Origin of the sequence: Paenibacillus sp. Y412MC10, from assembly GCF_000024685.1 — a bacterium.
GTDB lineage: Bacteria > Bacillota > Bacilli > Paenibacillales > Paenibacillaceae > Paenibacillus_AQ > Paenibacillus_AQ lautus_A.
In genome coordinates this window covers 2,122,903-2,149,355 of sequence record NC_013406.1, presented here as the reverse complement: position 1 = coordinate 2,149,355, position 26,453 = coordinate 2,122,903, and the positions used below count along the sequence as shown (strand labels likewise).

Genomic DNA, 26,453 nt, shown 5'->3' with positions numbered 1-26,453 from the left:
CTTCACCTGTCATTATCCTGCAGACTTGGCTTCGCCTGATTTCAGACCGGTCGCCTCATGATTCTGCGAATCGCCCGTTATGGCAGGTTGTGCATTCTTCGGCGTCCCCTCACCTTCCGTCAACGCCGGATGGATGATGGCCCTGTATGCCCTGTCTCCCGAAAGAGTCCCGCCGTCAAGACCAATCAGCACCTTGGATGCCGTGTATTCAAATCCCCCCAGCTCGACTCGTACCATGTCAGGCTTCAGCGCAAGCATAAATGCAGCCCCCCGGTTGACGCCGCGATACGGAACAAGCCGCAGGCGGTCCTGCCATTCGAATTCCTCTGCCGCCAGCCCCATGATTAATTTGTCCGGTTCCCCCTCCATCAGCTGTTTGCTCCATCCCTGGGGCAGGTAGGCTTCCCATAGTTCTGCTTCCATCACCATAACCGGCGTGCGTGTCAAGGGATCGCTCAATTGGTTACCAGTATCAAGCAGACCCACACAGCCTATTTTGGCGCTGCCGATCCATACGGACACTTCTCCCAACAAGGCTTCCCGGTTCTCGGTTTTTCGTTTCGTGGTCTGAACGGCTTTAAACGCGAATACAACTACAAAAAAGGTAATGCACGCAAACCAGAATCCCACCTTCAATTCAAAGGATAGCCCGCCCGATGTCGTATACCATATCCCGCTGAACAACTCTCCCGAATTTTGGACCAAGTAATGAAAACCGATAATGCCACCGGCAGCGGCAAAATTCACCATGTAAAAAGCTCCCAAATTCCGAAGATAACTCTGCAAGCTCACAAAGCCGAAAGCCACCCACAGCATGATCAACGATAGTCCAAACTTGATGAGAAAGGTAAACAAAAACGACAATTGCGGGACAAACATCATGACGACATACAGAGCGCCGATCACAGAGGATAATGCAAGCCTCCACCATGTTGGCTTCACTCTCCGCATCCAGGCGGTCAAAGCCAGCAAAACGGCGTCAATGACGAGGTTTGCCAAAAATATGAGATCAATATAAACAACCAGGTTGTTCACCTGCCTAGTCGAAGAATCCTCTACCGTTATCCTTCTGTTGAATTCTGGGCTATGGGAGATGTTACTAGTATAAGAAGAATAGAATTCAAAGTCTGTCTAAACCTGTGGGCGGATTTCGGACTTTTTTTGTCGATGAAGGGCAGTTTTTAGAGACCTGTACCAAGAGCAGCCTCTTAGCGTTATCGGCGATCTCTATCTTGGCAGGAAGGCTCGGGGAATATCCGTAATTTCCCCAGTAATTGCTGATTGGGCTTTCATTCGTGAAAGTGTGACAGCATCAGCTGTTGGCCTTGTAAATGAAACAAAAGGAAGATGACGAGGCTTGGTTATAAAAATAAGCCTGTCTTCATCATGATGACGAAGCACAGGCTTACCGTTATTAATCATTATTACGGGTACGATTGCGAAGAAAAGTAGGAATATCAAGCTGATCATTGCTCTGATTGCCAAACGGCTTCAGATTCACATTACTCTTGTCCGTTTCCGGCTGCTGTTGTTGCTGTTGTTCCCCTTGCGGCATTGCAGGACGACGTCCCGGCGGGATTGGAGAAGGCTTGCTCTCAAAGCCGGTAGCGATAACCGTGACCTTGATTTCATCCTTCATGCTTTCCTCAATGATCGCACCGAAGATCATGTTCACTTCCGGATCGGAAGCAGATGTTACAATCTCGGCCGCTTCATTCACTTCATACAAGGAAAGATTGGTTCCTCCCGTGATATTCATGATCACACCGCGGGCACCTTCGATTGAGGTTTCAAGCAGCGGGCTCATGATCGCCTTGCGGGCAGCCTCGGAGGCACGGTTTTCACCAGTAGCCAGTCCAATACCCATCAGAGCCGAGCCGCGTTCTGTCATGATCGTTTTCACGTCGGCAAAGTCAAGGTTGATCAGACCCGGCACTTGGATCAGATCAGAAATGCCCTGAACGGCCTGACGCAATACGTTATCTGCTTCTCGGAACGCTTCCAGCATCGGTGTCTTCTTATCCACGATCTCCAGCAAGCGATCATTCGGAATGACGATGAGTGTGTCCACTTTCTCTTTCAATGCTTCGATGCCAAGCTCCGCTTGGGAAGCACGCTTGCGTCCTTCGAACGTAAACGGACGAGTGACAACCCCAACCGTTAATGCCCCGCACTCTTTAGCAATTTCAGCGATGACTGGCGCAGCTCCAGTACCTGTACCGCCACCCATACCGGCTGTAACGAATACCATATCGGCACCCTTCAGGGTGTTCATGATCAAATCACGGGATTCTTCCGCAGCCTTCTTGCCTACGTCAGGATTGGCGCCGGCACCAAGACCGCGAGTGAGCTTGTCCCCGATTTGCAGTTTATGTTCGGATTTTGCAAGGTGGAGTGCCTGAGCATCCGTATTGACCGTAATGAATTCAACGCCCTGCACACCATTTTCAATCATTCGGTTAACGGCGTTGCTTCCGCCGCCGCCTACTCCGATTACTTTTATTTGAGCTAAGCTCTCCATTTCAAAATCAAATTCCAACATCTAATCCATCTCCCCCTCAATGTGCGTGGATGGCACGTCCACAGTCGAATGAATCCGCTATATAAACTCGCTGAACATCTTTTTCAGGCGTTCAATAAATCCCGGCTTCTGGCTGGTCTCCTGAGTTGCTGCGACAGGATTTTGCTGCTTAGCGCGGTTCACCGGTTTCTTGCTATTTCCGCTGCTGTTGTTGCTTCCTCCTGTATTCCGTACGCGTACGTTCCGGATTGCATTATGGAGGATGCCGACTCCGCTGCAGTATCCCGGATCACGAACACCGATAAAATCGGGAACCGCAATCCGTACGGAAGTCGCCAGCTCATTTTGTGCCACCTGCAGCACACCAGGCATGGACATAGTGCCCCCAGTAAGTATATAACCACCAGGAAGCTCACTGTAACCCAAGCGCTTGATTTCTTGGCGCACTAATTGGAATATTTCCTGAACGCGAGGTTCTATGATAGCTGCCAGATCCTCTTGAGTGAACTCCTTGTCCACATTGCTTCCAATTCTCGTTACCTTGAACGTTACTTCGTGTGCGGCACTCTCGATCAGCGCGCACCCGTACTTCAGTTTAACCTTCTCTGCTTGATCCGTCAGCGTTCGCAGGCCGTATGCGATATCATTCGTCACGAAATCTCCGCCTACCGGAAGCGTGGAGGTTGCGGCAATGCTGCCTCCCTCGAACACAGCCAGCGTGGTTGAGCCCGCTCCGACGTCGACCAGCACGGACCCCATCGTTTTCTCGTCCTTGGACAAGGCCAGCTGGCCCGCACCAAGCGGAATCAGCACCAGATCCTTCACTTTCAGACCTGATTTCTCCACGCAGCGTAACAGGTTATGTATTGCCGTTTTGGCGCCAGTTATAATCGTCGCTTCCACTTCCAGCCTTACGCCGATCATTCCTCGCGGATCAGAGATTCCTTCCAAACCGTCAACTACAAACTGTTTAGCAACCACATCGATAATTTCACGATCGGGAGGAAGCGCAACGACTTCCGCTGCCTTCAGCACGCGGTCAATGTCCTCTTCACCAATTTCGCGATCCTCGTTCGATACTGCCACAACGCCGTGGCTGGATTGAAGTCCGATATGATTTCCAGATATGCCGACATAAACTTCGGATATTTGAATACCGACCATACGCTCCGCATGATCAACAGCGCTGCGAATGGATTGTACGGTCTGGTCGATATCTACAATTGCACCTTTGCGAATTCCCTCCGAGTCGGCAGATCCAACTCCAATAATATTAAAGGTTCCATTATTAACTTCCCCAATAATAGCACGAACTTTGGATGTACCGATGTCCAAACTAACAATGATGTCATTGTTGCTCAAGCCCTGGCACCTCCTGTTTTTAGCAAATTAATTTTGATTATAAAGAATACATTTCTACTTATTCAACACTCGCGGGTCTTTCCCTCTTTTTTCAACATTTTTTTTACTGCCAACATTTGCTATAACAGGCCGTAAAAGTCATTCAAAAAAGAAGAGCCGAAACAAGTTGTCAATACTTTCAATTGTACCATTTATTCCTATGCCTGAGTAGGGGTTTATTGCCCTTCCTCGGCGTCTTCTCCAACTTCTTCTTCAAACGGCACGTAAGAATCGGCTTCCAGCATCGTAATCACACCCGGCCGCTCTATTTCGGTAACCTGATTCAAGTACTCTACCTTGTCACGGAGCAAGGAAACCGAAGTAATGACCTCGAATTTGGAACGCGTATACATCTTGATCCGATCCGGAAAAGATAACGTTGGCGATGGCATGATCTCCGAAATGTCCGAAGTCAGGCTGCCCGGAATCTCGGCAAGTACTTTGCTGAGCTTGGCCTTGTTGGGGTCGTTCGCTTCCCAATTAGTCAGAATCGGCTTCTCCACGGCAATGCCGCTGGCCGTGACGGGAACCGAGGTACCGCTCGACAGAATCGCTTGGAGCTCTCCGCTATCGGACAGCTCATAGGCAACCGTAGGATGTTCCGTCACCACGATACTGACTTCGCCGGGAAAGCTCTTGACCACTTCGGCTGTCTTAATCGTGCCCAGCTCCATCAGGCGCTCCTGCACGAGTGTTGGGTCGACGCCAAAGTATTGGTCTCCGATGTGAAGTCCGCTTTGCTTGGTAAGCTGCTCATTTGTATTAAACGTATTGCCTGTAAAATGAATCTCGGTAACTTGGCTGACCGACGACCGGAAAAACAAGATCGTCAGCAGAGCTGCAAACAGCAGCAAAAGAATCCATATGATTTTTTTGGCCGTTTTCGGTTTGGGCTTGTCCTGCTTCAGGACAGGCATATGTGTCTTGGACATATCCACTCTCTCCATAAAGACCTGTTATCCCCTCCTCTTGGAGGGGATGCTCAGGACCTCAATTGGCTAAATCTAGCGGCTTTGGCACCGGCGTCTGACGATAGATCCGTGCGCCTAAACCTTGGAACATGTTTTCAATACGATCATAACCGCGATCAATATGGTGAACTTGCTCCACCACGGTCGTTCCCTGCGCGGCCAAACCGGCAATGACGAGCGCCGCTCCAGCCCGAAGATCGGTTGCTTCCACGGTGGCTCCGTAAATTCTCTGAACGCCGCGTATGAACGCATAGTTCAGATCCGTAGAAATGTCCGCCCCCATGCGGGAGAGTTCCTCCACATGCTTGAACCGTCCTTCGAATACCGTCTCTTTCATCACGCTAAACCCGTCCGCCAAGGACAGCAAGACCATGACCTGGGATTGCAAATCAGTCGGGAAAGAAGGATACGGCGAAGTCACGATTCGTTCCACAGCTTTAGGACGGCTCATGCAGCTTATATTTATTATATCATTGCATATACTGGTTTGAACACCGGCGCGCTTCAGCACATGTATAAGGGAAGTTAAATGGGACGGATTGGTCTTTGTAAGCGTTACGCTGCCGCGGGTAACCGCTGCTGCGATCATGACAGTTCCGGCTACGATCCTGTCCGGAATGATCTCATACTCGCAAGGCTCCAGGCGCTCCACGCCATGGATCGTTATGGTATCCGTTCCTGCCCCGATAATGTTCGCTCCCATTTTGTTCAGGAAATGCTGAAGGTCCTGAATTTCAGGTTCTCTCGCGGCATTGGTGAGCACCGTCGTGCCGAGCGCCGTTGCAGCTGCCATCATGATATTCTCCGTCGCCCCCACGCTGGCAAAATCCAGATGAATATCGGTTCCGATCAAACGGCTGGCCCTGCAATGGATCTTATCGTTGCTCTCCTCGATTTCCGCACCAAGCGCCTGCAATCCTTTAAGATGGAGGTCGATCTTGCGTTCTCCGATCGCGCAGCCTCCGGGCTGGTAGATCGTCACTTCGCCAAAACGGGCCAGCAGAGGTCCCATCAAAAAGATGGAGGATCGCATCTGCTTCATTAAATCTTCCGGGACATGAAACGAATTGGCCGACGAGGTATCCACGGTCACCGTCTCCAGCTCATGCTTGCATTTGGAGCCGAGACGGCCGAGAATGCTGAGCATCACTTCAATATCCAGCAGATGCGGGACATTGCTTAATCTTACAGTCCCTTCTGCAAGAAGACTTGCTGCTAGAATAGGTAAAGCTGCATTTTTTGCTCCATGGATACGTATGGTTCCTGATAGGGGCCTTCCGCCCTCAATCACCAATTTGTCCAATGTATCACCTCCGAGTTTACCGCTCGCCCAGAACGTACACCTCAGGCACCATTTGAATTCCGTTCTTCTCCGATATGGTCTCCTTGATGCGTTCCATCAAAGCGAGCACGTCCTCTGCTGTCGCTTGACCGGTGTTCTCGATGAAATTGGCATGCTGTAAAGAAACTTCCGCGCCTCCGATCCGCAGGCCCTTGAGACCGGCAGCCTCGATCAACCTCGCCGCATGGTCGCCGGGCGGGTTTCGAAATACGCTGCCTGCCGTTGCGGATTGGAGTGGCTGCGTACGCCGGCGACGGTCCTTATAGGAGGCCATAACGGCTGTAATCTCCTTGCGGTCTCCTTGACGGAGCTCAAATACCGCTTCAGTCACAATCCCTTTTCGTTCATGCAGAATGGAGTGTCGGTAATCAAACGCCATATCTTTCGCAGCATACGTAACCAATTCCCCTGTTTCCAGTACAATGTCAGCGGACTTGAATATGCGTGACACATCAGACCCATGGGCACCCGCATTCATGTAGACGGCCCCTCCGACCGATCCAGGAATGCCTCCGGCAAATTCGAGCCCGGATAATCCTTGTTTTCCGGCCAGAACACTAAGTTTGACAAAAGACAGACTGCCGCCTGCAGTTACCGTCTCTCCGTCAAAACGAAGCTCCTCAAAACCCTGGCCCAGCTTGATGACCGCTCCCCGAATTCCTTTATCGGCAACCAGCATGTTTGAACCGCGGCCCAGCTGTGTCCAAGGTATGTGATGGGCATGGAGAAGAGTGACCAGTTCCTTGAGCTGTTCCTTGTTCTCAGGAACAATCAGGCAATCGGCTGGTCCGCCTATTTTCCATGTCGTATATTTTGCCAGCGGTTCATTCCATAACACTGCTCCGACATTGGCCTCTGATAGTAGCGATTTCCACTGCTGCATTTTAAATAAACCTCCCTTGACTTTCAAAACCAAAAGGCCATTCCTTCAACTGGATGAAGAGATGGCCGCTGTCAGTAATGCCGGCCTCATGGGTGTGTCACGATTATAGAGTATCTTATGTCAGGCTCCATAGGTGTGTGACAATCGCCCAGCCGTTTTAGCGTTTGCCGGTTAACCGGCGGATTTCTTGGGTTATGACGGCCGCCGAGTCCGGTTTGCCGAGCTTTTTCGAAGCCGCAGACATCAACTCTCTTGCAGAGCGGTTGGTCATGATCTCCTCAAGCTTTCGGAACAGCGATTCAGCCGTCAAGTCCTTTTCCAAAATCATGCTGGATGCTCCCGCTTCCTCCAATTGCCTCGCATTCGCCTCCTGGTGGTTATTGGTGACGTTAGGTGATGGTATAAGGACGGATGGGATGCCAAGCGATGTAATTTCCGCCAGGAATGAGGCTCCCGCACGGTTTACGATCAGCGAAGTAGCCGCAAGCACTTCCGGCATATTATGAATATAGGGCAAAATATGAAGATGATTCGGCATGGTGCCGAGCTGGGACCGAATGGATTCCCGCGTATTCTCGAAATACGTATCGCCCGTAACAAATACAAAATGGACGTTCGGCAGCTTGTGAATGAACGGCGCCATCCCGATCATCGCGTTATTGATCGCCTTGGCTCCCCGGCTTCCGCCGACGATCAGAACGACCTGGCTGTCCACCGGAATGCCGAGCGTAGCAAATCCACGTTCACGATTGGCGGATAAAACCGTTGTCGCACGTGGATTTCCTGTATATACCGTTCTTTTGGCTTTAGGAAAAGAAGACTCCGTTCCTTCAAAACTGACGGCAACCGTATCCGCATATCGGCTGAGGAATTGGTTGGTCAGGCCCGGAATCGCGTTCTGCTCATGAATCATGGTCGGTATTCCCAGCTTGGCGGCGGCGTAAACGACAGGGCCGCACACATATCCGCCCGTCCCGATCACGACATCGGGCTTAAACTCCTTCAGAAGGGCCTTCGATCGCTTCACGCCTTTGAAAAAACGCATGATCGTCTTCACGTTGTCCATCGACAGCTTGCGCCGGAACCCCGTGATATCGATGCTCTCGAACGGCAGCTTCTCTTGGGGCACCAGCTTGCTTTCGAGGCCTCGCTCGCCTCCGATATATAAAAACTCCGACTTCGGATCTTCCTTCTCACATTGTCTTGCTATGGCAACGGCGGGGTAAATATGCCCCCCCGTTCCGCCGCCGGTCAAAACGACACGCATACCCTTCACCTCGCATAACGGGAAATATTTAATAGAATGCCGAGCGCCGTCAGCATCAGCGTCAGCGAGCTGCCTCCATAACTGATGAGCGGCAGCGTAATCCCTGTCACCGGCATCAAACCGATAACGACGCCGATATTGATGACGACCTGGATGGCGACCATGCCTACGATCCCTACGGCCAGCAGACTGCCAAAGCCGTCGGTAACCGTCATGGCCACCCTCATGCCCCGCCACACCAAGGCGGCGAACAAGAGCAGTACAATCAAGCCGCCGATGAACCCCAGCTCTTCGGCCAGGATCGAAAAAATAAAATCAGTCTGCGGTTCAGGCACATAAGCGTACTTCTGACGGCTCATGCCTAGTCCGAGTCCGCCGAGTCCGCCCGGCCCTATCGCATAGAGGGATTGGATGATCTGGTAGCCTGCGCCGAGCGGATCGGACCATGGATCGAGAAAGCCGGTTATCCGCTTCAGCCTGTAGGGCGCTGTCAGAATCAAGCCTATGAATCCGGCTATCCCGCCTAAAGCGAGAAAGCCCAGATGCTTCATCCGTGCTCCTGCCGTAAATACGATCATCATCGCAGCACCGAGCATAACGGCGCCCGTACCCAAATCAGGCTGGAGCATGATCAGCCCGAATGCCAGTCCGATCAAACCTAGCGGCGGCATCAGCCCCCTGGTAAATGATGTAATATCATAGTCTTGCTTGCTAAGCCAGCGCGATAGAAACAGAATCATGCCCAGCTTCATGAACTCGGAGGGCTGAATGCCGAACGAGCTGATGCCGAGCCAGCTTCTGGCTCCGCCGCGAACAACGCCGATGCCTGGAATTAGTACGATAATCAGCAAAAAAAAGCAGACCAGCAGCGCAATCTTGCTGTATTTCTTCCAAACCCGAAAATCGATCCTCGATGTGAAGTACATGGCAGCAAGCCCCAGACAGGCAAAAAACAGCTGACGCTTCACAAAATAAAACTTATCGCCATAGTCATGAAAAGCGAGGACGGAGCCTGCACTGTATACCATGACGATTCCGATGGCCAGCAGGGCCAAAATACAGATAAGCAGCCACAGATCGGGCGCCTGGCGGTTCTTGTTCATGGAAAGGCCACCTCGTACATCCTTAGTAGGGGCTTTTCCACCCCCCTACTTAAAGGTTATGCACCGCCTCTTTAAAAATGCGTCCTCGCGTCTCATAGGAAGGAAACATGTCCCAGCTCGCGCACGCGGGGGACAGGAGAACGATGTCTCCGCTCTCCGCCAGCCCGGCGGCCTTCCGGACAGCCGAGGTCAATGTCGAAGCGGCGTCCTCCCCATTATCGACGAGGATGATGTCCTTTAATCCGGCCTTGGCGGCAGCGTTCGCGATTTTCTCCCTGGTTTCGCCAAGAAGCACGACCGCTTTCACCCGCCCTTGCATGGATGGAATCAGCTCCTCGTAATCTGAGCCCCGGTCAAGCCCCCCCGCGATCAAAACGACAGGTTCTTTGAACGAGGTCAAAGCCATGTGCGTCGCTTTGGAGTTGGTTGCCTTGGAATTGTTGTAATAGGATACGCCTTGAAGCTCCGCCACAAATTCCAGGCGGTGCTCAACGCCGCGGAAGCTGGACAAAGCTTCCTCCAGCTTATCGGGGGCAACGCCCGCCGCTATGGCGATGGCACAAGCGGCCATTGCGTTCCCCACATTGAATCTTCCCGGCAGTCCGATGTTCTCCACACGGATGATCTCATGGGTAAACCCTTCGCCGTCTGTATAAATGATTCTGCGCCCCTGACAGTCTTCGTCCGAATCCTGGGCACCGGGAGCATATGGCGGCGTGATGTGAACCCCTTCACGAAGGCTCTCGCTCATCGAAAAAGGCACGATGTGCGCCTTGATATACGGGACAAGGTTTCTGCACACGGGATCATCCCAATTGAGCACAGCGGTATCCTCCGAAGTCTGGTTGGCAAACAGCTTGGCTTTGGATGCCACATAATCATCCATTCCGCCATGGTAATCCAGATGCGTTTCCGTCACGTTGAGGAGGCAGGAAATGCGCGGCCGGAACGCCTCCGTTCCTTTTAGCTGAAAACTGCTCAGCTCCACGACCATCCAGTCATGTTCGGTGGCTGTCGCAGCGGCCTCGGATAGGGGCGTGCCGATATTGCCGGCAACGATCGGAGAAAGGCCGGCGTTTTCCAGCAGCTTGCCTACCCAAGTCGTCGTGGTTGTTTTGCCGTTCGAGCCCGTGATGCCGATCATCGGAGCTTCACACAAGCGATAGGCGATTTCAACTTCGGTCACGATAGGAATTTCAAGCTCGATCGCCTTTTGGACAGGCGGGACCGAATATGGAATTCCCGGGTTTTTGACAAGGAGCGCCACGCCGGGATGAATGAGTTCATCGGGATGCCCGCCGCAAATAACAGAAATACCCAAAGCCTCGAGCTCCGAGGCTTCAGGACACTGTTCTCTTTCCTTTCGATCATTCACGATGACGTAGGCGCCGGCTTGATGCAGCACCTTGGCTACCTGCACTCCGCTTTTGGCAAGACCCAACACCACGATATGCTTACCCCGATAATCATCTAGCTGCTTCATATGTTACAACCCCTTGTTGATATAGAGTCCGAGTCCCGCAAGTACCAGTCCCACGGCCCAAAATGTAAAAACAACGCGCCACTCCGACCACCCGGACAATTCGTAATGGTGGTGGATCGGGCTCATTTTGAATATTCGTTTGCCCCGGGTTTTGAAGGAGATCACCTGAAGCACAACAGATAGCATCTCGATGACGAAGACCCCTCCAATGATCAGGAACAGCAGCTCGCTCTTGGTTACGATGGCAATGGCGCCGATGGCACCGCCGATGCCTAAAGAACCCGTATCTCCCATGAACACCTTCGCGGGATGAGCGTTAAATACCAGAAACCCGAGCACCGCGCCGATCATGGCAGCCGCGCAGAACGCCGCCGCGAACGAGGTGGACTGGATCGCGACGATGGCATAGGCGCCAAAGGCAATCGCGCTGACGCCGGACAGCAGGCCGTCCAATCCGTCGGTGAAATTGACCGCGTTGCTGATTGCAAGCATCATGACCACGATGAACGGATAATAGAACCATGGGCCCCAATCAAAGGACCAATCCATGCCGGGTACGCTGATTGCCGTGCTGTGGCCGTTGGAAATCAACAGCCAGCACATAATACCGGAAAACAGAAGCTGTCCAAACAGCTTCTGCCGGGCCGTAAGTCCTAATGATCTGCGAAACACGATCTTGATGTAATCGTCAAGAAAGCCGATCAAACCGAAACCGAGCGTGGCTACGATCAGCACGTAGAAATCGGTATCGACAGGCGAAAATTTAATATAAGTCAGCGTAAAAGCTAGAAGAATGACGACGCCGCCCATCGTTGGCGTCCCGGCTTTTTTCAAGTGGCTCTGCGGACCGTCGTTCCTGACCTGCTGGCCGAACTTCATACGCCGCAGCAGCGGAATGAGCAGCGGAGCCGATATCACCGCAAGCACAAACGCTACACCGATTGTCAATAACAGCAATTGAAAGTCCATCCGCTCACCCCCTCACTCCGTTGTTGCTGCCCGGCAGTGCCTTCAAGGCATCAACCACGTGCTCCAGCCTCATGCCGCGCGAGGCTTTCACCAATACGATATCCTTCTCCGTAACCTGCTCCAGCAGGGCTTCGATCAGCTTTTCTTTATCCGTAAAAGAAAGCACGGCCCCTTCCGGGAAGCGGGCTTTCGCTTTATTCGCCGTATGAAGAGACAACGGACCGTAGGTGAATACCAGATCCGCATTGTCCGGAGATAAATACTCTCCGATTTCGGCATGGAATGACTCTTCCCGCTGACCAAGTTCCAGCATGTCCCCGAGCACGGCGATCCGGCGGCGGTAACCCTTCATATCGCCAAGCACGTCTACAGCCGCCTTCACCGCCGTCGGGCTGGAATTGTAGGCATCGTTCAGCACGGTTACCCCGAACGCGGTCTCTACGGCTTCGATCCGCATGCTCGACAGCTTCAGATGGGCGAACCCGCTGCGAATGGCTTCATCGCCGATGCCCAGATGGGTCGCCACGGCCATGGCTGCCAGGGCGTTTACCACATTGTGGCGGCCGAGGAGCGGCAGGCTGAAGCCTTCGCCTGCATGCCGGCTCGAAGTAAATATGATTCCTCTGGCATGGAACATGAGTCCCGTCGGATAATCGTCATTGGTATCTTGATTTCCGAACGTAAACGTACGCAGCCCCTCCGGCTTCACCGTTGCCTCTTCAGCAAGCACCTGGCGGATCAGCGGTTCGTCCCCATGATAGATCAGCAAACCCCCGGGCTTCATGCCGCTGATAATTTCAAGCTTGGCCCGTGCGATTTCTTCCCGGGAACCGAGCTGCAGCAAATGCGCTTCCCCGACATTGGTGATCACGGTCAAATCCGGGCGGGCTATGTTCGAGAGCAGCTCGATCTCATGACGTCCGCTCATGCCCATCTCAAGCACGATAATGTCGGTGTCTTCCTTCATGGCCAGCACGGTTAACGGAAGCCCGATATGATTATTATAATTGCCTTGCGTTTTGTGAACGTTATACGTGGTTTCAAGCAGTGCCGAGACCATGTCCTTCACGGTGGTTTTGCCGTTGCTGCCGGTTATGCCCACCACCTTGGCTCTGCTCTCGGACAAATAGGCCGCCGCAAGCGACTGGAGCGCCTTTAATGTATCCTCCACGAAAATGAGCGGAAGGTCGGCGGGAACCGGCTGATGATCCCTCTGCCAGAATGCCGCGCCGGCTCCGCCGGCGAGCACGCTCTCCACGAATTCATGCCCGTCAAACTTCTCGCCGACAATCGGAACAAACAGGTTGCCCGGCTGTATGGTTCGGGAGTCGGTGCCGACTCCTTGAATGATGATGTTGTCATCTTGGTTACGTGAGAGCGTTCCGCCGCACATGTCGGCGATGCTCTTTAATGATTTATGGATCACTATTGTCTGCCCCTTATCGCGTCTTTGGCTACGATGCGGTCGTCAAAATCAAGCACTTCGCCCGCAATCAGCTGATAGGTCTCATGACCTTTCCCCGCAATCAATACTACATCGCCCGGGCTTGCCATTTCAATAGCCTTTTCGATCGCTTTCCGGCGATCGACGATGAGCTTGTAGCTTTCGGTTGCCACACCGTCCTCAACCAATCCGGCCTCGATATCCTTCAATATCAACTCCGGATCCTCGGTACGGGGATTATCGGAAGTTACGAATACAACGTCGCTGTATTTCGCAGCGATTTTACCCATGATCGGCCGTTTGGTCCGGTCCCGGTCGCCCCCGCAGCCGAAAACGGTGAGCACCCGGCCTTCCGCGAATTCATTGACGGTGCGGAGCACATTTTCAAGTCCGTCCGGCGTATGGGCATAATCCACGATCACGGCATACGGCTGGCCTTCATCCACGACCTCTACGCGGCCATCGACTCCGGGAACGGATTCCAGGCTGTTCTTGATATCTTCGAGCGGCACACCTTCCAGGAGCGCTGCCGCGATCGCAGCCATGGCGTTATACACGTTGAATTTCCCTACCATTCGAATCGAAATGTCCGCACTGCCGCGGAACGTATCCACATGGAACGAGGTGCCTTGCGCGGTGATCGATATATTGCTCGCCCGCACATCCGCATCTTCACCCAAACCGTAGGTAATCACTTCCGCCGCGGTCTGCTTGGCGAAATATGCCGAAGCATCGTCATCCGCATTCAGGACGGCATATTTGCGCGCGGATTCATCCTTGGCAAAAGCGTTGCCCAGCCGGGAGAAAAATAACCCTTTTGCGCCGCGGTATTCTTCCATCGTGTGATGATAGTCCAGATGGTCCTGGGTCAGGTTCGTGAAGATGGCCGTCCGGAAATCCGTTCCCTTCACGCGCCCCTGTTCGAGCGCATGCGAGGATACCTCCATCACGCAGCACTCGGTGCCTGCATTGGCCATATCGTTCAAGTAACGCTGAAGCTCCAGCGCCTCGGGCGTCGTTCTCGGCATCGGGAAGGACTGGCCGCCGTATTTCATCTGAATCGTGCCGATCAATCCGGTTTTCAACCCGAAATCGTTCATGATCGTCTCGATCAAATACGTTGTCGTTGTCTTGCCGTTCGTACCGGTTACGCCGATCATCTTCATGCGGGAGCTCGGCTGATGATAAAAGGCATTCGCCAAACCCGCCATCGCGAAGCGGCTGTCTTTCACGATCACCTGCGGGAGGTCAACCTCCAGCTTGCGTTCAACGACCAGCGCCGCGGCGCCTTTGCCGGCGGCCTGGGCTGCAAACTGGTGTCCATCCACCGTATGGCCCGGCAGGCAAATGAACAAATCCCCCGGTTTTACTTGTCTTGAGTCTGTTTCTATCCCCGTAATTTCAACATCTCCGGATCCCTCGATAACAGCAGCGGCCAATACGGATGATAATTGCTTTAAGTTCATTGTTATCCCTCTCTCTATATATCTGCATCATCCGCCCTTCGCTTGCCGACCGGATGATGCCTTAGTGTTCGTGCTTGGATTCCCCCGGGTCTTCGCCCATGTAAATCCGAATGGTGGACCCTCGCTCCACCCGGCTTCCCGGCTTCGGCGCCTGGGAAATTACCGTATTGCCGGTTCCGGACTTGGCCAGCATGAAGTTCATATTCAAGTCCTCATACAGATCCTGAACGGTTGCACCGACCAGGTTCGGTACGGTCACGGTCGGCGTCTCGCCGTACTTGTATTCGCGGGCAAGCTGATCTTTGCGCGGCGGGACGTTCATATAGTGCAGCGCATCCTCCAGGATATTCTGCACGATCGGGGCTGCCACGACGCCGCCGAACTGTATGCCTTTCGGGTTATCCACCGCCGTGTACACCACGATTTCCGGATCATCGGCCGGCGCGAATCCGATGAAGGAGACGATATGCTCGGTTGACGAGTAACGGCCGTTAATCACCTTCTGGGCGGTACCGGTCTTCCCTCCCACACGATAGCCGTCGATGAAGGCCGGACGTCCGGTTCCTTTGGCGACGACGCTTTCGAGTGCCTCGCGCACTTGCTTGGAGGTTTCCTCCGAGATTACTTGTCTGACGAGCTCCGGTTTGATTTCCTCCACCGTCTCGCCCGTCTCCGGATTGACCCAAGCCTTGGCGACGTGCGGCTTGAACAGCTTACCGCCGTTAATGGCGGCGGACACGGCCGCAACCTGCTGGATCGGCGTAACCGATACGCCTTGGCCAAACGCCGTTGTGGCCAGCTCGACAGGGCCAACGTTATCGAGTTTGAACAGAATGCCGTTCTCTTCCCCGTTCAAATCGATGCCCGTCTTCGCACCAAAGCCGAAATCCCGGATATACTGGAACAGGCTTTCCTTGCCCAGCTTCTGGCCCAATGCCACAAAGCCCGGGTTGCAGGAGTTCTGCACAACCTCCATGAAGGTTTGACTGCCATGGCCGCCTTTCTTCCAGCAGCGCAGCCTGGCTCCGCCGACCTCTACCGCCCCGCTGTCGAAGAAATGGTCGTTCTTCAGATCGACCTTGTCCTCTTCGAGGGCAGCGGCAAGCGTAATAATCTTGAACGTCGAGCCCGGCTCATAGGTCATCCAGATCGGCAAGTTGCGATTGTATGTCTCCGCTGAAAATTCCTGATAGTTGGCAGGGGAGTACCCCGGCCTGCTGGCCATCGCCAAAATCTCGCCCGTCTTCGGATTCATGGCAATCGACCATGCTCCATTCGCCTGGTACTTCACCATGGCCTGGTCAAGCTCCCGCTCCATGATGGACTGGATCGATTTATCGATTGTCAGCTCCAGATTCAGACCGTCGCGGGGCTCTACGTATTTCTCCGAGGAGCCCGGCATGATTCTTCCGCCCGCATCGGACAAATAGGATATTCCGCCTTCGAAGCCCTTCAGCTTGTCGTCATGCATGGCTTCCAGGCCGGTGAGTCCCTGGCTGTAGGCTCCCGTAAACCCCAAAATATGGGCCGCGAGATCGCCGTAGGGATAATACCGTTTGTTATCCTCAGCAACAACGATACCCGGCAGCTTCAAATCACGAATTTCCTGAGCCAGCTCCATCGTAATTTTTCGTCCACCGGGATTTATCCGTTCCAACCTGGAACGTTTCGTAATGATCTTCTTGATATCGGCCTTGTCCATGCTGATCAGCCCGGCCAACGTCTCGGCTGTATGGTCCGGATCTTTGATTTGTACAGGAATCGCCCAAATGGTCGGTGTCGTTATATTCGTAACCAATGCGGTTCCGTTACGGTCCAGAATTTCACCCCGCTGTGCCGCGAACGGAATGTCGCGGCGCCAGAGATCCTCCGCCTTTGCCGACAACTCCGCGCCTTTCCCGATCTGCACATAGGCCAGTCTAATGATCAGCGCAGAGAACAGCAGGAGCAGCAGCAGCAGGCTCCAGAGCAGCCTTCTCCGCTGCGATACCTTGGATACTTTCACCTAAGCTTCCCTCCCTGTTTGAACCCGAAAGCTCATGATATGCGTTCTTCACATGAGTATTCGGGACAAACCCGGGTTAGAACAAGCTATTCCCCCTCGGTATCGCCTTGTCCTTGGTCGGTTGCTTCGGCTTCGTTATCGGCGGTTCCTTCAGTCTCATTGTCGCCGGTTTCTTCCCCGTTCGCATTTGCGCTGCCAGCGGAGGAGGTTTCATCGGAACCGCTACTGCCCGTTATCAGCTCTTGAGCCGATTTCAGCGTTAATTGCACGATCCGCTGGCCATTCTCTTTGGCTTCCAATTGCGATACAACGAAACCCTCGCCCTGAACGTTCACCTTTACTTTCATCAAGGTGAGCACCTCCATGGCATCCCTAAGCGATTCTCCCTCTAAATTCGGGATTTTCATCGATGGGCTGTCCTCTGTAAGAAGATAAATGCGCTGTCCAACGTTAATGATCGAATTTGCGGGCGGATACTGCTCCTTCACGGTGCTTCCATTGCCCAATGTCTCAAACGCAACCCCGTCCTTCAACAGCTTGGCCTTTACTTCGCTGAGCTTCATTCCCGTAAAGTCCGGTGCTTTAAGGGCATCCTTCGGCGCCGTTCCCGGATTCGATTTTTCTTTATCCTGAGTTTCAGTCGTTTTGGGAACGCCCCAATAATTCAAGGTCTTGGAGACGATTTCCTTGAAGATCGGTGCCGCCAGCGCGCCGCCGCCCTTCTCCACGTTCGGCTCGTCGATAATGACCAGCACGGCAATCTTCGGATTTTCGACGGGTGCGTACCCGATGAACGAAACCACCTGTTTCGAACGGTCTTTATATCCGCCGCCGGATTTAATGGCGGTACCGGTTTTGCCCGCAACGCGGTAGCCGTCGATATACGCAAGCTTGCCTGTGCCGTTTAATTGGTCGGCTACAACTTGCTCAAGGTAAGTCCCTGTTTCTCTTGCGGCTTCGGGAGATATGACCTGGCGCACGACTTTCGGCTCGATTTTCTGAACCTCGCCCGTGTTGGGGTCCTCGATCTCCTTCACCATATGCGGCTCCATGAGCTTGCCGCCGTTGGCAACGGCGGAAATGGCCGCAATCTGTTGTATAGGCGTTACCGATACGGCGTAACCATAGGTCATGGTTGAAATATCGGAATCATAGGTCATGTTCAAGGTACCGAGAATTTCCCCCGGCAGGTCAATATTCGTTTTCTCGGTAAACCCGAACTCCCGAATATAATTGGTAAACCGCTCCTTGCCGAGCATCTCGTATCCGAGTTTAACAAAAGCAACGTTACTCGACTTTTTCACGCCTTCCAGGTAGGTGATCGGTCCCCACCCTACGCTGTTTATGTCCCGGTGGGTTCTTCCCCCCGCCCTTATGGAACCGGATTGATAAATAGCACCCGGGTTAAACAGCTTTTCCTGCACTGCGCTGGCCAGGGTTACAATTTTGAAGGTCGATCCCGGCTCATAGATGGACCGCACGGCATGATTGATAAAATTCTTTTGATTCCATTTCGAATATGTATTGGGATCAAAAGTCGGCATGTTGGCCATCCCCAGTATTTCCATCGTGTTCGGATCCGCCGCGATCACCGTCATGCTGATTGGTTTATATTGGTTATACGTGTCGCGCATCGCTTCCTCGATATAATACTGGATTGTATCGTCGGTCGTCAGTACTAAATTTTTCCCATTTATTGCAGGCTGGTATAATTCATCCTCGCTGGGCAGCTTGACTCCCTTCTTGTCGCTCTTGTAAGAAGCGAATCCGTCGGTCCCCTTCAGCATCTCGTCATAGTATTGCTCAATGCCTCCGATCCCCTGTCCTTGACGATCGGTATAACCCAGCATATGTGCAGCCAATGTCTCTTTGGGATAGAAGCGTTTTTGCTCGCGTTGAAAGCCGATGCCCGAATCGGGAACTTTGCCTGCGGCCTTCAATCGATCATTCAAGCTTTCGCTGAACACTTTGACCTCTTCCATTTTCTCCTGGCTGATCTTCCATCCTTCGTTGCGGACTTCCACGCCCTTGAGGTATTCCCCATCCTTGCCTTTAGCTTGAACCATTTCACGAAGCTTGTCCTCATCCTTGCCGAGAGTTTCGTGCAGCCCTTTAACGACCTCGTTCTCCAAGCCGTTAGCCTGGATGACCGCAGGGTTTACAATGACCGTGAAGGCAGGGGCGTCCATGGCCAGGATGTCGCCGTCCCGGTCCATGATCGTACCGCGGGAGGCCGGCAAATCTTGGGTTCTGGACCACTTCTTCAAAGCTTCGGCCTTCCAGAAGTCGTTATCGATCACCTGCAGCCAAAACACCCGACCAATCAATAAAGCAAAAAAGAGGGTTATACATCCCCCTATTAGCACGGTACGCAGTTTGATTTTTTTTATCATCGGTCAAAACCTCACACTTCAATCATTTTGTCCCGAGTCTGAATCCTGTGTCCCGGTTGATCCCGAGACAGGTGATAGATGGATCGTGTTATCGTCCTCAATCGGCACATAACCGAGCTCTTTCGCCTTGTCCAATACCTGCATCTCCAGCGTTTGCTTCTCTACCTGAAGTTGATTGATATTCCGCTTCGCATCCAATATCTTGTTCTCCGTCGCCTGGATCTGCCGGTTCAGGTCATAGGAATGAACATGACTCATGCCGATGACGCCCATGACGGCAACCACGAACACCACGGACAACAAATACAGCAGCTTTTCTTTTTGCGGAAGCTGGGAACGACGTTTAACGACTTTGGTCTTCTCGAGATAAGCGGACTGCTGCGTTTCCTTCTGTCTCTCCTGTACGGCTAAATTGCCGCGCGTGTAAGCCATGGCTGATTCTCCTTCTTCATGGATTTGATGTTTCTACAGTTTCTCCGCAATCCGCAGCTTCGCCGAACGCGCCCTTGGATTACTCTCAATTTCTTCCGCCGACGGGATAAGCGGTTTACGGTTTACCAGTTTCAGATCGCCTTGGCCGCCTCCGCATACGCACATCGGAAAGTCTGGAGGGCACGTGCACTTGGGAATGTAACTGTTAAAAATCTGCTTGCATATCCGGTCTTCGAGCGAGTGGAAGGTAATCACCGAGATCCTTCCTCCCGGTGCTAGACATCTTACGGCTTGATGAAGCGCATCCTCGAAAGCGCCCAGCTCATCGTTTACCGCGATGCGAAATGCTTGAAAGCTTCGCTTCGCCGGGTGGCCGCCTGTTCTTCGAGCCGCGGCCGGTATCCCTTCCTTAATCATTTCGACAAGCTCTCCGGTTGTCTGAATAGGACTCTGTGCCCTTCTTTCAACGATGACCTTGGCAATCCGCCTTGAAAACTTCTCTTCGCCGTATTGGTACAATATCCGCGCGATTTCCTGTTCCGGCCATTCGTTTACAATCTTGGCTGCTGTAAGCTCGGCGGATTGATCCATCCGCATATCCAGCGGGGCATCATGATTGTAGCTAAACCCTCTCTCCCCTTCATCAAATTGCGGAGAAGATACGCCCAAATCGAACAGTATACCGTCAACTTGCGGCTGCCCGTTCTCGCCAGCCCCCACTTCGCGTCGGAGCACCTCCTCCAAATCGCGAAAATTGGTCTTAACGAGGCTGATCCGGTCCGCATAAGGCTTCATGGCCTCCCGGGCGTTATTCAATGCCCAGTCGTCCTGATCCAAAGCGATCAACCGGCCTTCCGAACTTAGTTGGGAAGCAATGAGCGAGCTGTGCCCCGCCCCCCCGAGCGTACAGTCAACATATATACCGTCTGGTTTGATGCGCAGCCCTTCTGTCGCTTCTTGCTTAAGCACTGTGATGTGATGGAACAAAGCTGCAGCCCTCCATTGTGTCTCTTACATGATTTTTAGTGTAACTTGTCCATTTCGATTACGGGATTTTCTTAGCTGGTCATAAGTCAAAATCAAAGTCTACCAGCTTCTCAGCAATGTCGTTGAACGCTTCCTCCGACTGCTGATAGTAATTCTGCCATTGCTCCTTGCTCCAGATCTCCACGCGGCTCGATACGCCGATGACGACGCATTCCTTCTCGAGCTTGGCGAACTCGCGCAAATTGCCCGGCAAATTTACCCTTCCCTGTTTATCCCATTCACATTCCGTCGCTCCGGAGAAAAAAAACCGGGTGAATGCGCGTGCATCCGACTTCATGAGGGGTAGGGATTTGAGCTTCTGCTCCATGATGGCCCATTCATCTTTGGGGTATACAAAGAGGCAATTGTCCAAACCGCGGGTTACGATAAACGAGGTGCCCAAGAGGTCGCGAAATTTAGCGGGGATGATGATTCTCCCCTTATCGTCGATGCTATGCTGAAACTCCCCCATAAACATCAGGCATTCCACTCCTTAACCCCGATTCCCCACTTTGCACCACTTTCCACCACTTTAGGATAATAGATTCGGCGTCAAGAATCAAATCCCTTCTGAGCTGCATTTGTTTTTTTGGAACTTTCTCTCAGAACAACCGCGCAAAAAACCTCCTTTCATCCCGCCGGGGGATGGAAAGGAGGTCTGCAAATGATCTGAAGCTGCTGCGGTTTAATGCTGGGCCCAGCTGTCCAAGTAGGATTTCTGCTCAGCGCTCAGGCTGTCGATATGGATACCTAGACTTTCCAGTTTATATAATGCAACCTGTTGATCCAGCTCGTACGGAACATTCACGACGCGGTTGCCGATGCTCTGGTACTGATCATTCACGTGTTTGAGCGACAAGGCCTGAAGCGCAAACGTCATATCCATGATTTCTGCCGGATGTCCGTCCCCTGCCGCCAGATTCACCAAACGGCCTTCAGCAAGCAAATAGATCTTACGGCCGTCCTTCAAATGGTATTCTTCGATATTGCGACGAACCGTCCGAACCGACTGGGATCGCTCCGACAGATCCGGTTTGTTGACTTCCACATCGAAGTGCCCGGCATTGGACAAAATGGCGCCATCCTTCATGACATCAAAGTCTTCTCCGCTAATGACGTCGCGGTTGCCCGTGACGGTTACGAAAAAGTCTCCCCGTTTAGCCGCTTCGCGCATCGGCATAACGTGGAAGCCGTCCATGTACGCCTCAACCGCCTTGATCGGATCAATCTCGGTCACAATGACGTTGGCGCCGAGACCCTTGGCGCGCATCGCCACGCCTTTTCCGCACCAGCCGTAGCCTACGACAACGACCGTCTTACCTGCAACCACCAGGTTGGTGGTTCGGTTAATTCCGTCCCAGACCGATTGCCCCGTACCGTAACGGTTATCGAATAAGTACTTGCAGTACGCGTCGTTCACGGCAACCATCGGGAATTTCAGAGCGCCTTCTTTCTCCAGCGATTTCAGGCGCAGAATGCCCGTCGTTGTCTCTTCGGCACCGCCTCGCACTCCTTCTAGCAGATCCGTGCGCTCGGAGTGAAGGATCGTTACGAGATCCCCGCCATCGTCGATGATCAGATCCGGTCTCGTTTCCAGCGTTGAGATGAGGTGCTGCTTGTATTCCTCCGGATCCGGGTTGTACTTGGCAAACACCGTGATTCCGTCTTCCACCAACGCCGCGCATACATCATCCTGCGTCGACAGCGGATTGCTGCCGGTAATCGTCACTTCGGCTCCGCCGGCTTGGACGACCTTCGCCAGATACGCGGTCTTCGCTTCCAGATGCAGCGAGATGGCCACTTTCAAGCCTTTGAACGGTTGTTCTTTCTCGAATTGTTCGCGTACCCGGTTCAATACCGGCATGTGCGCCTGCACCCAATCAATTTTGAGATGACCTTCCGGTGCCAGTTTCAGGTCGGCAATATTGCTGGTTTGTATTGATGATGAGCTCATTTAACAGCCTCCTAGGATCTGATGTTTGAATTCCTGATCATTATACGTAAACGACGCGGTGCATGCCCGAAGCATCGTATGGGATTTCCATCAGGCGATCCACCAGATTCAATCCGTAACGATTCATGTATTCCAGTATGTTGTATACCCGCTCCTGAGGCTTCCCTTCCGGGAGCAGCGTCTGTTCGATGCGCTTCCATTGTGCCAAGGCGGCCTCATGCTGCTGTTCCAGGGCATTCCGGGATTTACTTAACAGGTAATCCATCTGCTCCAATATTTTATCTTTGTTGGTTAGACCTAATTTTAACAGTCCGCTCTGCATTTTGCCAAGATCTTCTATTAAAGGTTGATATAATGCTTCGAATTGCTTCCGGGTTTCGCTGAAGCGTTCCTCCAGATTCAGTTCGTCCTTGCTTGCCAGCCAAGCCTCGCGCTTCTCGGACAAGCGAAGCTGAACATCCTCGAAAGACAATCCGTATTTCTCCATCAGCTTGTGGACGGCACCGTCCACAATGGAGAAAGACATTCTCGGGATGATTAGCGGCATCTGCAAGCCCATATCGGCAAATGCATAGCGCGTAATCGCCCAGTAAGAGATTTCGCCAGGACCGAGTATCGTCCCCAGCACGGGGAGCAGCGAGTCCTGCATGATCGGCCGGGTCAGCACGTTATTGCTGAAGCGCTCAGGAAACTGATGCAAATCCTGAAGCAATTCTTCCTCCGTGAGAGAAACGATGCCCTTGCGGTCGGAGAACACGCCTCCTCCCCGGTACAGCAGCAGGCGTCTGCCTTCATGCAAGTAGAACAGATTGGCCCCGTTCTCGGATACGTCGGCCTGGACCTCGTATCCCAGTCCGTCGATATCCCTTGCAGCCTGCTGGTACGAAAGTCCCAGTGTCTCGTTGCGGGTAATCAGCGATTCGAATATGGGCACTTCCAGCGCCCGAAGTCCCGGGTCTGCGGAATCCAGGAGGATCAGTCCATATTTGCCGAACATGGAGCCGATGAGTTTAGCAAATGCCTCGCTTAATCCGGCCGAGCCGTCAAACGATTGAGACGCAAGCTTCAGCAGGTCTGCCTTGTATTCGCTGTCCGCCAGCTGCGTCTGAAGCTCTGCCAGCATCATCGACCAGTCCTCTTCAGGAACATCGGTATAACTCACCGATGTCCTGAGCCCGTCCTTGGCATCCAGCTTGATTTTGGACAGCTGCTGATCCGGAGTCAGGAAATACGTGTGATTGACTTCATCCCAGTCATGGTCCTCTCCGGCGATCCAAAATACAGGCACAACGGGACGATTCAAGCGTTCCTCCGCTTCGCGGGCAGCCTGAATCACGGTGATGGCTTTATATATGACAAGCAGGGGGCCGGTAAACAAACCGCTTTGCTGTCCACCAACCATGGTAACAGTTCCGGGCTGTTCCAGCAGTTGAAGTGATTTATGTACGGCGGGGTGATCATTGTGTTTCTGGTTATACGTTCGAAGACATGCTGCCAGCGATTTGCGCTGAATTCGTTTGTCTTCCGAAAGATCCAGCCATTGTACCCGCTCGGCATAGCCGTGCTCGCCGCGGTGATCTTCACCGTAGAACCCGCTTACCCGGTCGAAATGGTGAATATAATCATGGGCGAGACGCGAAGCGAGGGATAATGGTTCCGGAACGATATTCATGAGGTATGCCTCCTATTCTACGTCGCAACCAAATCTAGATTGTGCATGCAGGTAAATTTATTTCTTTATTTTTTGCCTTTCTTGATTGTACCGAATGTTGGCATTGTGCGTCAAAGGAAAAGAATAGCCGCCGGCACGATGCCAGCGGCTATTCTTGAAGCAGCTTCCTATTAGCAGGTATGGATGACTTAAGCGTAGGCTTTGGCAACCCAGTGTCCTTTGGACACTTCGACCAGCTCCGAATCCTTCACGTCCAGCTGAACCGTTCCGTCTTCGCCTTTGGCTGCCGAAATCGGCCCCTGCGAATCGTCTTCCAGCTTGAGGCGCTTTTTGTTTGCCTCAATTTCAGGATCCGGAATCGGAATCGCGGACAGCAGGGTTTTCGTGTACGGATGGATCGGGTTCGCATACAGTTCCTCACTGTCTGCCAGCTCCACCATTTTGCCCAGATACATCACCGCTACCCGGTCGCTGATATGCTTAACCATGGACAGGTCATGCGCAATGAAGAGATAAGTTAAACCAAGCCGATCCTGCAGATCTTTCAACAAATTGACAACCTGCGCCTGAATCGAAACGTCAAGCGCCGAGATCGGCTCGTCACAAATGATGAATTTAGGGTTTACCGCAAGGGCGCGGGCAATTCCGATCCGTTGACGCTGCCCCCCCGAGAATTCGTGAGGGTAACGCGTCGCGTGGTCGCTGTTCAAGCCGACCATATCCAGCAGCTCCTCAATCCGCTTCTTGCGTTCGGCGCGGCTGCCTGCCATTCCATGAATATCCAAGGCTTCGCCGATAATGTCCGACACCGTGAATCTTGGATTCAGCGAGGCATACGGATCCTGGAAAATCATCTGCATATCGCGGCGCATCGCTTTCATCTTGCCAGGGGACAGCTTGTAAATGTCCGTTCCGTTAAAATTAACGCTCCCGGCCGTAGGTTCATAGAGGCGAAGAATCGTCCGTCCTGCGGTTGACTTGCCGCAGCCGGACTCACCCACCATACCAAGCGTTTCGCCTTCGCGAATGAAGAAGTTCAGGTCGTCAACCGCTTTAAGCACTTGACCTTTGCCAACGTTGAAATACTTCTTCAGGCCTTTTACCTCAATTAAATGGTTATCCTTCATGAACCCTGCGCCTCCTTCGCCATCGGGTGCAGATTCCAGCAGCGCGCGATGTGCGTGTCGCTGAATTCCGTTGCGCCCGGGTCGACCCGTTCGCAAATTCGCATAGCCTCATCACAGCGAGCAGCAAACGGGCAGCCTACCGGCGGCTTAATGAGATCGGGAGGCGTACCGATGATCGGGATCAGCGGCTCGTCCTTCTTCTGATCCAGGCGCGGCATGGAACGAAGCAAGCCTTTGGTATAAGGATGCTGCGGATTTTTAAAAATCTCCCATTTCGTTCCCGTTTCCACCACTTCGCCCGCATACATGACGATCACGCGGTCGCACATGCCGGCAACCACTCCGAGATCATGCGTAATCAGAATGATGGATGTGCCCAAACGCTCCTGCATTTCCTTCATCACGTCCATAATCTGCGCCTGAATGGTAACGTCAAGGGCAGTCGTCGGTTCATCCGCGATCAGCAGGGTCGGCTTACATGCAAGGGCGATCGCGATCATCGCGCGCTGGCGCATACCGCCGGAGAATTCATGCGGATACTGGTTGAAGCGCTCTTCCGCGTTTTTGATGCCCACCAGCTTCAGCATTTCGATGGCATGTTTCTTGGCTTCCGAGAATGACATCCCTTGGTGCTTGACCAGCACTTCCGTGATTTGTTTTCCTATTTTAATGGTTGGATTGAGCGAAGTCATCGGATCCTGGAAGATCATCCCGATATCCTTGCCGCGAATCGCTTCCATCTGTTTGTTCGTTTTTTTGAGAAGGTCTTGTCCTTGGAAAATGACCTCTCCTTTTTTTATTTCTGAGGGCGGGGACGGAATCAATCGCATAATGGTCTGGGCGGTAACACTTTTACCGCTTCCGGACTCACCGACGATGGCAACCGTCTCCCCCTTGCCGACTTCAAAATTCATGCCGCGGACTGCCTTTACTTCACCGCCGCGAACACGAAACGATACGTTGAGGTCCTTCACCTGCAAGATCGGTTCCATAC

Annotated in this window: 21 protein-coding genes; all 21 read right to left on the bottom strand. The window is 52.9% G+C overall.

Going from position 1 to position 26,453, the window contains the following annotated elements:
* Positions 1 to 12: 12 nt before the first annotated feature.
* Entirely contained in the window at positions 13 to 1,026 is a 1,014-nt protein-coding gene (gene spoIIGA / locus GYMC10_RS09140) for a sigma-E processing peptidase SpoIIGA (RefSeq protein ID WP_049788794.1), read from the bottom strand.
* Between the two features lie 388 nt (positions 1,027 to 1,414).
* A complete protein-coding gene (ftsZ, locus tag GYMC10_RS09135) occupies positions 1,415 to 2,542 on the bottom strand; it encodes a cell division protein FtsZ (protein ID WP_009589569.1) in 1,128 nt (375 codons plus the stop codon).
* Positions 2,543 to 2,599: 57 nt separating this feature from the next.
* Positions 2,600 to 3,883, bottom strand: coding sequence for a cell division protein FtsA (ftsA, locus tag GYMC10_RS09130; protein WP_009589690.1), 1,284 nt, complete (start codon positions 3,881 to 3,883; stop codon positions 2,600 to 2,602).
* A 215-nt stretch (positions 3,884 to 4,098) separates the two neighbouring features.
* Positions 4,099 to 4,854, bottom strand: coding sequence for a cell division protein FtsQ/DivIB (locus GYMC10_RS09125; RefSeq protein ID WP_015734239.1), 756 nt, complete (start codon positions 4,852 to 4,854; stop codon positions 4,099 to 4,101).
* 58 nt (positions 4,855 to 4,912) lie between these two features.
* On the bottom strand, positions 4,913 to 6,196 hold the full coding sequence (gene murA, locus GYMC10_RS09120; RefSeq protein WP_015734238.1) for a UDP-N-acetylglucosamine 1-carboxyvinyltransferase: 1,284 nt from the start codon (positions 6,194 to 6,196) through the stop codon (positions 4,913 to 4,915).
* Between the two features lie 16 nt (positions 6,197 to 6,212).
* Positions 6,213 to 7,118, bottom strand: coding sequence for a UDP-N-acetylmuramate dehydrogenase (murB, locus tag GYMC10_RS09115; protein ID WP_015734237.1), 906 nt, complete (start codon positions 7,116 to 7,118; stop codon positions 6,213 to 6,215).
* Between the two features lie 157 nt (positions 7,119 to 7,275).
* Positions 7,276 to 8,385 carry an undecaprenyldiphospho-muramoylpentapeptide beta-N-acetylglucosaminyltransferase gene (murG, locus tag GYMC10_RS09110; protein WP_015734236.1) on the bottom strand — a complete coding sequence of 370 codons (1,110 nt, stop codon included), beginning with the start codon at positions 8,383 to 8,385 and terminating at the stop codon, positions 7,276 to 7,278.
* Positions 8,386 to 8,390: 5 nt separating this feature from the next.
* Entirely contained in the window at positions 8,391 to 9,488 is a 1,098-nt protein-coding gene (spoVE, locus tag GYMC10_RS09105) for a stage V sporulation protein E (RefSeq protein WP_009589659.1), read from the bottom strand.
* Between the two features lie 49 nt (positions 9,489 to 9,537).
* A complete protein-coding gene (murD, locus tag GYMC10_RS09100; RefSeq protein WP_015734235.1) occupies positions 9,538 to 10,971 on the bottom strand; it encodes a UDP-N-acetylmuramoyl-L-alanine--D-glutamate ligase in 1,434 nt (477 codons plus the stop codon).
* A gap of 3 nt (positions 10,972 to 10,974) precedes the next feature.
* Positions 10,975 to 11,940, bottom strand: a complete 966-nt coding sequence (gene mraY / locus GYMC10_RS09095) for a phospho-N-acetylmuramoyl-pentapeptide-transferase (RefSeq protein ID WP_009590845.1) — start codon at positions 11,938 to 11,940, stop codon at positions 10,975 to 10,977.
* A gap of 4 nt (positions 11,941 to 11,944) precedes the next feature.
* Positions 11,945 to 13,366 (bottom strand): UDP-N-acetylmuramoyl-tripeptide--D-alanyl-D-alanine ligase, encoded by a 1,422-nt coding sequence (gene murF / locus GYMC10_RS09090; RefSeq protein WP_015734234.1) that lies wholly within the window; start codon positions 13,364 to 13,366, stop codon positions 11,945 to 11,947.
* On the bottom strand, positions 13,366 to 14,850 hold the full coding sequence (locus GYMC10_RS09085) for a UDP-N-acetylmuramoyl-L-alanyl-D-glutamate--2,6-diaminopimelate ligase (RefSeq protein WP_015734233.1): 1,485 nt from the start codon (positions 14,848 to 14,850) through the stop codon (positions 13,366 to 13,368). The genes murF and GYMC10_RS09085 overlap by 1 nt, the downstream gene beginning before the upstream one ends.
* A gap of 61 nt (positions 14,851 to 14,911) precedes the next feature.
* Positions 14,912 to 16,855, bottom strand: a complete 1,944-nt coding sequence (locus tag GYMC10_RS09080) for a stage V sporulation protein D (protein WP_015734232.1) — start codon at positions 16,853 to 16,855, stop codon at positions 14,912 to 14,914.
* 86 nt (positions 16,856 to 16,941) lie between these two features.
* Positions 16,942 to 19,248, bottom strand: coding sequence for a penicillin-binding transpeptidase domain-containing protein (locus GYMC10_RS09075; protein ID WP_015734231.1), 2,307 nt, complete (start codon positions 19,246 to 19,248; stop codon positions 16,942 to 16,944).
* 18 nt (positions 19,249 to 19,266) lie between these two features.
* Positions 19,267 to 19,680, bottom strand: coding sequence for a hypothetical protein (locus GYMC10_RS09070; protein ID WP_015734230.1), 414 nt, complete (start codon positions 19,678 to 19,680; stop codon positions 19,267 to 19,269).
* A 33-nt stretch (positions 19,681 to 19,713) separates the two neighbouring features.
* Positions 19,714 to 20,667, bottom strand: coding sequence for a 16S rRNA (cytosine(1402)-N(4))-methyltransferase RsmH (gene rsmH, locus GYMC10_RS09065; RefSeq protein WP_015734229.1), 954 nt, complete (start codon positions 20,665 to 20,667; stop codon positions 19,714 to 19,716).
* Positions 20,668 to 20,746: 79 nt separating this feature from the next.
* Positions 20,747 to 21,184, bottom strand: a complete 438-nt coding sequence (gene mraZ / locus GYMC10_RS09060) for a division/cell wall cluster transcriptional repressor MraZ (protein ID WP_009590832.1) — start codon at positions 21,182 to 21,184, stop codon at positions 20,747 to 20,749.
* Positions 21,185 to 21,391: 207 nt separating this feature from the next.
* A complete protein-coding gene (locus GYMC10_RS09055; protein WP_015734228.1) occupies positions 21,392 to 22,660 on the bottom strand; it encodes an adenosylhomocysteinase in 1,269 nt (422 codons plus the stop codon).
* Positions 22,661 to 22,700: 40 nt separating this feature from the next.
* Positions 22,701 to 24,332, bottom strand: a complete 1,632-nt coding sequence (gene bshC / locus GYMC10_RS09050; RefSeq protein WP_015734227.1) for a bacillithiol biosynthesis cysteine-adding enzyme BshC — start codon at positions 24,330 to 24,332, stop codon at positions 22,701 to 22,703.
* A 188-nt stretch (positions 24,333 to 24,520) separates the two neighbouring features.
* Positions 24,521 to 25,459: an ABC transporter ATP-binding protein gene (locus GYMC10_RS09045; protein ID WP_009590843.1), complete on the bottom strand. Its 939-nt coding sequence runs from the start codon at positions 25,457 to 25,459 to the stop codon at positions 24,521 to 24,523.
* Positions 25,456 to 26,451, bottom strand: a complete 996-nt coding sequence (locus GYMC10_RS09040) for an ABC transporter ATP-binding protein (protein WP_009590828.1) — start codon at positions 26,449 to 26,451, stop codon at positions 25,456 to 25,458. Before GYMC10_RS09040 ends, GYMC10_RS09045 begins: the two co-directional genes overlap by 4 nt.
* Positions 26,452 to 26,453: the final 2 nt, after the last annotated feature.

Excerpts from the sequence above, each read along its gene's own strand:
- ftsZ (WP_009589569.1), bottom strand. The coding sequence starts at position 2,542 with ATGTTGGAATTTGATTTTGAAATGGAGAGCTTAGCTCAAATAAAAGTA.
- GYMC10_RS09125 (WP_015734239.1), bottom strand. The coding sequence starts at position 4,854 with ATGTCCAAGACACATATGCCTGTCCTGAAGCAGGACAAGCCCAAACCG.
- murB (WP_015734237.1), bottom strand. The coding sequence starts at position 7,118 with ATGCAGCAGTGGAAATCGCTACTATCAGAGGCCAATGTCGGAGCAGTG.
- murG (WP_015734236.1), bottom strand. The coding sequence starts at position 8,385 with ATGCGTGTCGTTTTGACCGGCGGCGGAACGGGGGGGCATATTTACCCC.
- spoVE (WP_009589659.1), bottom strand. The coding sequence starts at position 9,488 with ATGAACAAGAACCGCCAGGCGCCCGATCTGTGGCTGCTTATCTGTATT.
- murD (WP_015734235.1), bottom strand. The coding sequence starts at position 10,971 with ATGAAGCAGCTAGATGATTATCGGGGTAAGCATATCGTGGTGTTGGGT.
- mraY (WP_009590845.1), bottom strand. The coding sequence starts at position 11,940 with ATGGACTTTCAATTGCTGTTATTGACAATCGGTGTAGCGTTTGTGCTT.
- GYMC10_RS09085 (WP_015734233.1), bottom strand. The coding sequence starts at position 14,850 with ATGAACTTAAAGCAATTATCATCCGTATTGGCCGCTGCTGTTATCGAG.
- GYMC10_RS09075 (WP_015734231.1), bottom strand. The coding sequence starts at position 19,248 with ATGATAAAAAAAATCAAACTGCGTACCGTGCTAATAGGGGGATGTATA.
- GYMC10_RS09070 (WP_015734230.1), bottom strand. The coding sequence starts at position 19,680 with ATGGCTTACACGCGCGGCAATTTAGCCGTACAGGAGAGACAGAAGGAA.
- mraZ (WP_009590832.1), bottom strand. The coding sequence starts at position 21,184 with ATGTTTATGGGGGAGTTTCAGCATAGCATCGACGATAAGGGGAGAATC.
- GYMC10_RS09055 (WP_015734228.1), bottom strand. The coding sequence starts at position 22,660 with ATGAGCTCATCATCAATACAAACCAGCAATATTGCCGACCTGAAACTG.
- bshC (WP_015734227.1), bottom strand. The coding sequence starts at position 24,332 with ATGAATATCGTTCCGGAACCATTATCCCTCGCTTCGCGTCTCGCCCAT.
- GYMC10_RS09045 (WP_009590843.1), bottom strand. The coding sequence starts at position 25,459 with ATGAAGGATAACCATTTAATTGAGGTAAAAGGCCTGAAGAAGTATTTC.
- GYMC10_RS09040 (WP_009590828.1), bottom strand. The coding sequence starts at position 26,451 with ATGGAACCGATCTTGCAGGTGAAGGACCTCAACGTATCGTTTCGTGTT.